Origin of the sequence: Nonomuraea sp. NPDC050733, from assembly GCF_040654215.1 — a bacterium.
Taxonomy (GTDB): domain Bacteria; phylum Actinomycetota; class Actinomycetes; order Streptosporangiales; family Streptosporangiaceae; genus Nonomuraea.
In genome coordinates this window covers 46,305-52,979 of the sequence record NZ_JBFAHO010000052.1, presented here as the reverse complement: position 1 = coordinate 52,979, position 6,675 = coordinate 46,305, and the positions used below count along the sequence as shown (strand labels likewise).

The 6,675-nt window shown below is 71.1% G+C and carries 7 protein-coding genes; all 7 read right to left on the bottom strand.

Annotated elements, in window-relative coordinates; genetic code table 11:
* Positions 1 to 83: 83 nt before the first annotated feature.
* On the bottom strand, positions 84 to 590 hold the full coding sequence (locus tag AB0H64_RS40795) for a flavin reductase family protein (RefSeq protein ID WP_357636130.1): 507 nt from the start codon (positions 588 to 590) through the stop codon (positions 84 to 86).
* Complete coding sequence (locus tag AB0H64_RS40790) at positions 587 to 1,930, bottom strand: LLM class flavin-dependent oxidoreductase (protein WP_357636127.1); 1,344 nt, start codon at positions 1,928 to 1,930, stop codon at positions 587 to 589. Before AB0H64_RS40790 ends, AB0H64_RS40795 begins: the two co-directional genes overlap by 4 nt.
* Entirely contained in the window at positions 1,927 to 2,832 is a 906-nt protein-coding gene (locus AB0H64_RS40785) for an ABC transporter permease (protein ID WP_357636124.1), read from the bottom strand. Before AB0H64_RS40785 ends, AB0H64_RS40790 begins: the two co-directional genes overlap by 4 nt.
* On the bottom strand, positions 2,825 to 3,658 hold the full coding sequence (locus tag AB0H64_RS40780; RefSeq protein ID WP_357636121.1) for an ABC transporter ATP-binding protein: 834 nt from the start codon (positions 3,656 to 3,658) through the stop codon (positions 2,825 to 2,827). The genes AB0H64_RS40785 and AB0H64_RS40780 overlap by 8 nt, the downstream gene beginning before the upstream one ends.
* The gene (locus AB0H64_RS40775) at positions 3,655 to 4,671 is read right to left on the bottom strand and encodes an ABC transporter substrate-binding protein (RefSeq protein ID WP_357636118.1); all 1,017 of its coding nucleotides are present in this window, start codon (positions 4,669 to 4,671) and stop codon (positions 3,655 to 3,657) included. The genes AB0H64_RS40780 and AB0H64_RS40775 overlap by 4 nt, the downstream gene beginning before the upstream one ends.
* A gap of 268 nt (positions 4,672 to 4,939) precedes the next feature.
* Entirely contained in the window at positions 4,940 to 5,770 is an 831-nt protein-coding gene (locus AB0H64_RS40770; RefSeq protein WP_357636116.1) for an alpha/beta hydrolase, read from the bottom strand.
* Between the two features lie 47 nt (positions 5,771 to 5,817).
* Positions 5,818 to 6,603, bottom strand: coding sequence for a helix-turn-helix domain-containing protein (locus tag AB0H64_RS40765; RefSeq protein WP_357636114.1), 786 nt, complete (start codon positions 6,601 to 6,603; stop codon positions 5,818 to 5,820).
* Between the last annotated feature and the right edge of the window lie 72 nt (positions 6,604 to 6,675).

The window sequence follows — 6,675 nt, the reverse complement described above, 5'->3', positions numbered from 1 at the left end:
GGGCGCGGAAGTCCCGCGCCAGGTGGGCCTGATCGACGTAGCCGCACTCGGCCACGGTCGCGGGGCACGGTCACGGGGCACTGTCACGGGTGGGCGACGAAGCGCCCGAACCTGCCCTGGTGGTAGAGCAGCGGACGGCCCGTGCCGTGCACGTACGCCTCGGCGACCAGGCCCACCACGAGCACGTGGTCACCGACGCCCGACGTCTCGTGCGGCAGGCAGATCAGGTGCGCCGAGACGTCCTGCAGCAGCGGCGCCCCCAGCGGCCCCGGACGCCACCGGGTGGGCTCGGCGAACCTGTCGATCCCCTTGCTCGCGAACCTGGCCGCCACCTCCGCCTGGTCACTGGCCAGGACGTTCACGGCGAAGTGGTCCGCCGAACGCAGCAATGGCCAGGTGGTGGAGCGCCGGTCGACGTAGAAGGAGACCAGCGGCGGGTCCAGGCTGACCGAGGAGAAGGAGGTCGCGGTCAGGCCGACGGGGATGCCGTCGCTGTGCGCGGTGATCACCACGACGCCCGCGGCGTGCACGGCGAGGGCGCGACGGTAACCGTCGGCGTCCACCGTGCGGTCGGGCAGGGTCTCCGTCATCCGGCCACCGCCACTTCCAGCTCCGCGCCGTCAGGGGCGGCGTACCGGGAGCCGGGCCTGGCCAGTCCGTAGTTGCCGCGCAGGGTACGGCTGTCGTACTCGTGCCGGAACAGGCCCCTGGCCCGCAGTTCCGGTACGACGTGGTCGACGAAGTCGGCCAGGCCGACGGGCAGGAGGGGAGGCATGATGTTGAAGCCGTCGGCCGCTCCCCCCTCGAACCACTCCTGGATCTCGTCGGCGATCTGCTCCGGGGTGCCGGCCACCACGCGGTGTCCCCGGCCGCCGGCCAGGCGGCCGATGAGCTGCCTGACCGTGAGGCCGTCCCGCCGGGCCAGGTCGACGACGAGCTTGCGGCGGCTCTGCGCGCCCTCGGTCTCGACGGGGATGTCCGGCAGCGGCCGGTCGAGCGCGTCCTCGCTCAGCTCGATGCCGGTCATGTGGGAGAGCTGGGCCAGGCCGTATGCGGGGATGATGAGCTCCTCCAGCTCTTTCTCCAGCCGCAGCGCCTCCCGCTCGGTGGAGCCGATGATCGGCGAGATGCCCGGCAGCACGAGCAGGTCCTCCGGCTGCCTGCCGTACCGGGCCAGGCGGCGCTTGAGGTCGGCGTAGAACTCCCGCCCCTCCTTCAGGGTCTGCTGGGCGGTGAAGACGGCCTCCGCGTGACGGGCGGCGAACTCCTTGCCGTCCTCCGAGGAGCCGGCCTGCACCAGCAGCGGGTGTCCCTGGGGCGGCCGGGAGGTGTTCAGCGGGCCGCGGACGGTGAAGTGCTCCCCCGCGTGCTCGATCGCGTGGATCTTGCCGGTGTCGGCGTAGAGCCCGCTCGTCCGGTCGGACAGGATCGCGTCGTCCTCCCAGCTGTCCCACAGCTTGGTGACGACGTCCAGGAACTCGGTGGCCCGGGCGTAGCGGTCGGCGTGCGCCGGCCGTTCGATGCCGAAGTTGTGCGCCTCGGCCTCGCCGGCGGAGGTGACGATGTTCCAGCCTGCCCGGCCGCCGCTGATGTGGTCGAGGGAGGCGAACTTGCGTGCCACGTGGAACGGCTCGTTGTAGGTGGTCGACAGGGTGGCGATCAGGCCGACGTGGTCGGTGACGGCGGCGAGGGCGGCCAGCAGCGTCAGCGGCTCCAGACCGCCGAGCGCGTTGTGCCGGACGTTGCCCCACAGGGCCAGGCCGTCGGCCAGGAAGACCGAGTCGAGCTTGCCGCGCTCGGCGATCCGGGCCAGGTTCTGGTAGTGCCGGACGTCGGCGATCCTGGCCGGGTCGGTGCGCGGGTGCCGCCAGGCCGCCTCGTGGTGGCCGACGCCCATGAGGAAGGCGTTGAGGTGGAGCTTTCTCGTCATGTGGTCCTCCAGGTGGAGAAGCGGCGCTCGACTCTGATCAGGAGCAGGTTGAACAGCAGGCCGAGCGCGGAGATCGTGATGATCCCGGCGTACATCTCGGGGATGCGGAAGCTGGACTGGGCGTCCAGGATGAGGTAGCCGAGCCCGGCCTTGGCGCCGACCATCTCGGCGAACAGCAGGACGAGGATGGAGTAGGCGCCGGCCAGCCGCACGCCGGTGAAGATGGTGGGCACGGCGGCGGGCAGGATGACCTTCTGGAAGAGCCGGACCGGGCCGAGGCCCATGGACCGGGCCGACTTGATCAGCAGGGGCTCGACGGTCTTCACGCCGCTGACGGTGTTGAGCAGGATCGGCCAGGAGCAGGAGTACAGCACGAAGGTGATCTTCGTGGTCTCGCCGATGCCCAGGATGAGGGTGAACACCGGCAGCAGCGCCACCGCCGAGGTGTTGCGGAAGAGCTCCAGCAGCGGGACGAGGATGTCGGCCACCGGCCGGTACCAGCCGATCAGCAGGCCGAGCGGGACGGCCAGCGCGATGGCCAGGCCGAACCCGGACAGCGAGCGGACCAGCGACGCCTCCAGGTGCTCGGGGAGCTGCCCGCCGAGCACCATCTCGTACCAGACGACGAGGTCCTCCGACAGCGGCGGCACGAAGACCCGGTCGAACACGCCGAGCCGCGGCAGCACCTCCCAGGCGGCCAGCAGCAGCAGGATCGCCGAGGACTTCGTGAGCGCCCGCGAGGCCGCGCGCCGGTACCTTCGCGCGGGGGCGGACGGGCCGGGGCCCGCAGGCGTGTCCGGCCGGCGGGGCGGGTCGTAGGCGTGGACGCCGCCGGAGAGCCGCTCGGGTGCGCGCTCGTCCAGGGCGGTGGCGGCGGCGAGGTCGCCCGGCCGGTCAGCCATGGGACGTCGCCTTCCGCTCCAGGACCTGCGCCGCGGCGACCTCGTCGCGCAGCAGGGCCCACACGTGGTGGCGGTACTCGCCGAACGCCGGGTCCGCCCGCAGGTCACCCTCCCGGGAGTCGAAGGACACCTCGACGATCTCCTTGATCCGGCCGGGCCGGGAGGTCATGACGGCGACCCGCCGGCCGAGGTAGACGGCCTCGTCGATGCCGTGCGTGATGAAGACCACGGTCTTGCCGGTCTTCTCCCAGATCCGCAGCAGCTCCTCCTGCAGCGACTCGCGCGTCTGGGCGTCCAGCGCGGCGAACGGCTCGTCCATCAGCAGCACGTCGGGGTCGAAGGCGAGGCTGCGGGCGATCGCCACCCGCTGCCGCATGCCGCCGGACAGCTCGTGCGGGTAGCGCTCCTCGAAGCCGGTCAGCCCGACGAGGTCGAGGTAGTGCCGGGACCGCTCCCGCCGCTCCTTCTTCGGCACGGCCTTCGCCTCCAGGCCGAACTCGACGTTGGCCTGCGCGGTGCGCCAGGGGAACAGCGCGTACTGCTGGAAGACGATCCCCCGGTCCAGCCCCGGGCCGGTGACCGGCGTGCCGTCGATGAGGATCTCGCCGCTGCTCGGCCGCGTCAGCCCGGCGACCAGGTCGAGGAGCGTGGACTTGCCGCAGCCGCTCGGCCCGACGAGGGTGAGGAACTCCCCCTCGCGCACGTCGAGGTCGATGCCGGACAGCGCGACGAACGGCTCGCGGGCGTCCCGGACCTGGAACACCTTGCCGACGTCCCGGATGCCGATCTTGGTCTTCACCGCGGTCCGGCCGATCGTGGCGGTCATGACCCGCTCCCGTGGGCGTAGGGGTTGAACTCGTTGGTGTAGAGGTCGGACGGCTTCACCTGGCCGGGCCTGATCTCGCCCTCGCGGGTGAGCCAGTCGATCCACGTCCGGAACTCCTTGTCGGCGATGACGCCGCCCTTGCCGGCGATGCCGGTGCTCTTCCAGAACGTCACCGCGGTCGCGTCCTCGTTGCGGCCGCGCTTGGCGATGATCTGCTTGAACCTGGCGACGACCTCCTCGCGCGGGTGGCTCTGGGCCCACTGGACGGCCTTGGCGAACGCCTCCACGAACGTCCTCGTGGTGTGGGGGTTGCGGGCGATGAAGTCCTCGCGCAGCACGACGGCGCCGGCGGTGAACGGCCCGAACAGGCCGACGTCGGTGAACAACGGGCGCAGGCCGCCGCGTTCCAGCGCCTTGTCCTTGATGATGCCGCCGAGCGTGCCCACGTCGAGCTGTCCCTGGCGCAGCGCCTGCTCGGTGTTGACCGGGGGGATCACGACGAGCTGGACCTGCTTGATCTCCTCCGGGGTCAGGCCCGCTCGCTTCAGGTACTCCTTGATGACGGCCTCGTGGTGCGCGCCGAGAGTGTTGACGCCGATCTTCTTGCCGATGAGGTCGCGGGCGGTCCGGATGGGACTGTCGTCGGTCACGTAGTAGCCGCTGAAGGTCTTGTCGTCGGAGCCGTAGTAGCCGATCACCGCCTTGATCGGCGCTCTGGCCGCCTTGAGCTTGATGATCGCGCCGTTGAAGGCGCCGCCGAAGTCGGTCTGGCCGGTGGCGGCCGACTGGATGTCCTGGGGGCCGCTGGTGGTGTTGCCGACCCACCTGAGCTTGACGTCGCCGAGGTAGCCGAGGTCCTCGGCCAGTTCGGGGTAGGTGACGGCGCCGACGTTGCCCTGGTAACGCAGCACCTTCACCTCCGCTCCGCCGGGACGCGCCGAGCCCTCGGCGGAGCCGCAGGCGGCCAGTCCGGCCGCCGCTGAGACGAGAAGGAAATGCCTGATCTTGATCACGGAAGGTTCCTCATGGAAGAGGCGCGCCAGTGCGCGGGGCGCGCAGAAAGAGGGCGGCATGAGCACCGTCGGCCATGCCGGGATGGGGGAAGGTGCGCGGTCAGCTGTCCGTGATCAACGACATTGCGCGCTGGCGACGTGACCGAAGTCCACGTGCGGGCGCCGGGTCAAGTAAAGGCCCTGGCTCATACCGGGAACGCTACGTCGCCGGCGGCGCATAGTCAACATTTCCTACTGGATTTACATGAATATCTGAGGGCCCCGGTCGTCAGAGCAGGTCGCGCAGCCGGGAGGCGTACGCGCGCGGGTGGGTGAGGTTGCCGTTGTGGCCGCCGGGGAACTCCTCGACCTCGCGCCCGACGAGGGTCGCCAGCTCGTGCGCGCAGCGGTGATCGAACACGTGCCGGGGCGTGGTGCGGCCCGCCGCCGGGATGACGCGCACCGGGCCGCCGGCGATCGCGGCGGTGTCGAGGGTGTCGAGGGTGTCGAGGGTGTCGTGGACGATGGCGCCGAAGTCGTTGCGGATGAAGAAGTCGAAGTTGGCCCTGCGCCGGTCGTCCATGGGGTGCTGGGTGAGCCCGGGCTCGGTCTCCTGCCGGCCGAGCTGGATGCCGAGGACTTCGGCGATCTTGCCGAACGTTCCGGCGAGCCCCTGGTCCCGGTAGAGCCGCTGGAGCTCCTGGAGCTCCTCCTCGTGGTGGCGGCGTTCGGCGGCGGGCAGCAGGGCGGGGGCTACGGGCTCGTGGGCGACGAGCGTGTGGAGCTGGGCGGGGTGCCGGACGGCCAGGTGCAGGCCGAGCACCGCGCCGAAGCTGCAGCCGAGCATGCGGGCGGGCTCGTCGGTGAGCTCGGCGAGCAGCCGGTGCACGTCGTCGGCGTGCTCGGCCACCGTCGCGCCGCCGGCCGGGTCGTCCAGCGTGCTGCGGGACAGGCCGCGCCGGTCGTAGGTGATGACGGTGTAGTCGGTGACGAGCCGGTCCACCAGGTCGACGGTGCGACCGGCGTCGCCCTCGCCGCTCTGGGAGATGAGCAGGACCGGGCCCGTACCGCGGACCTCGTAGTAGAGGCGGGCACCGGGGACGCTGAGGAATCCGTTCATGGGAAGAACATATCATTCTTGATGCATCTATTTAGATGTAATTTCGGTCACATCGCCCGTCGCCGGAGGATGACCGCCGTCGCCTCGTCGGCCGGCAGGAACGCTTCGAGCCGCAGCTCGGACAGCGTGACGTCCACGGCCGTCGCGAACGACGTCAGCGTGGTGATGAGGCGCAGTTCGCCCTCCGGCACCCGCAGCCGCAGCGGCACGGCGAACCCGAGATGCCCCACCGGCGGGTCCACGTCGGGAAGGTAGCCGTCCAGCTCGGCGATGAGCTCCTCCAGGTCCGGATCGGGGCTCTGCCGCACCTGGTCGCGCAGGCTGCCGGTGATGTGGCGGCCCCACTCGGGCAGGTTCTCCACGCGACGGGCCATGCCCTCGGGATGCAGGGCGAGCCGCAGCACGTTGAGCGGCGGCTCCAGCAGCGCGGGCGCGGCGCCCTCGTGCAGCACGCCGAACGCCGCGTTGGCGGCGACCAACTCGCCGTGCCGCCGGACGACGACCGCGGGATACGGCAGGTGGCCGTCGAGGATGCGCTCCAGCGCGTCGCGCACCGGGCCGAGCTCGGGGGCGTCGAGGCTCGACTCGGCGTACATCGGCGCGTATCCGGCCGCGAGCAGGAGCTCGTTCCGCTCCCGCAGCGACAGCCCCAGTGACTCGGCGAGCCGCACCACCATGACGCGGCCCGGCCGCGAACGTCCCTGTTCGAGGAAGCTCAGATGGCGCTGGGTCGTGTCGGCCCGGATCGCCAGGTCGAGCTGGCTGAAGCGGCGGCGCGTGCGCCAGCGCCGTAGCTCGCGGGCGAACTGCTCGGGTTCCGCCAGGACTGTCATGTCACCATTCATAGTGGACATCCGCGGCGGCGCGATTCCCTGCAGGGAATCGCGCGGTCGCCGCCCGGGGCC

Bases quoted from the DNA above. Each gene is read 5' to 3' on its own strand.
- AB0H64_RS40795 (WP_357636130.1), bottom strand. From the start codon at position 590: ATGACGGAGACCCTGCCCGACCGCACGGTGGACGCCGACGGTTACCGT.
- AB0H64_RS40790 (WP_357636127.1), bottom strand. From the start codon at position 1,930: ATGACGAGAAAGCTCCACCTCAACGCCTTCCTCATGGGCGTCGGCCAC.
- AB0H64_RS40785 (WP_357636124.1), bottom strand. From the start codon at position 2,832: ATGGCTGACCGGCCGGGCGACCTCGCCGCCGCCACCGCCCTGGACGAG.
- AB0H64_RS40780 (WP_357636121.1), bottom strand. From the start codon at position 3,658: ATGACCGCCACGATCGGCCGGACCGCGGTGAAGACCAAGATCGGCATC.
- AB0H64_RS40770 (WP_357636116.1), bottom strand. From the start codon at position 5,770: ATGAACGGATTCCTCAGCGTCCCCGGTGCCCGCCTCTACTACGAGGTC.
- AB0H64_RS40765 (WP_357636114.1), bottom strand. From the start codon at position 6,603: ATGACAGTCCTGGCGGAACCCGAGCAGTTCGCCCGCGAGCTACGGCGC.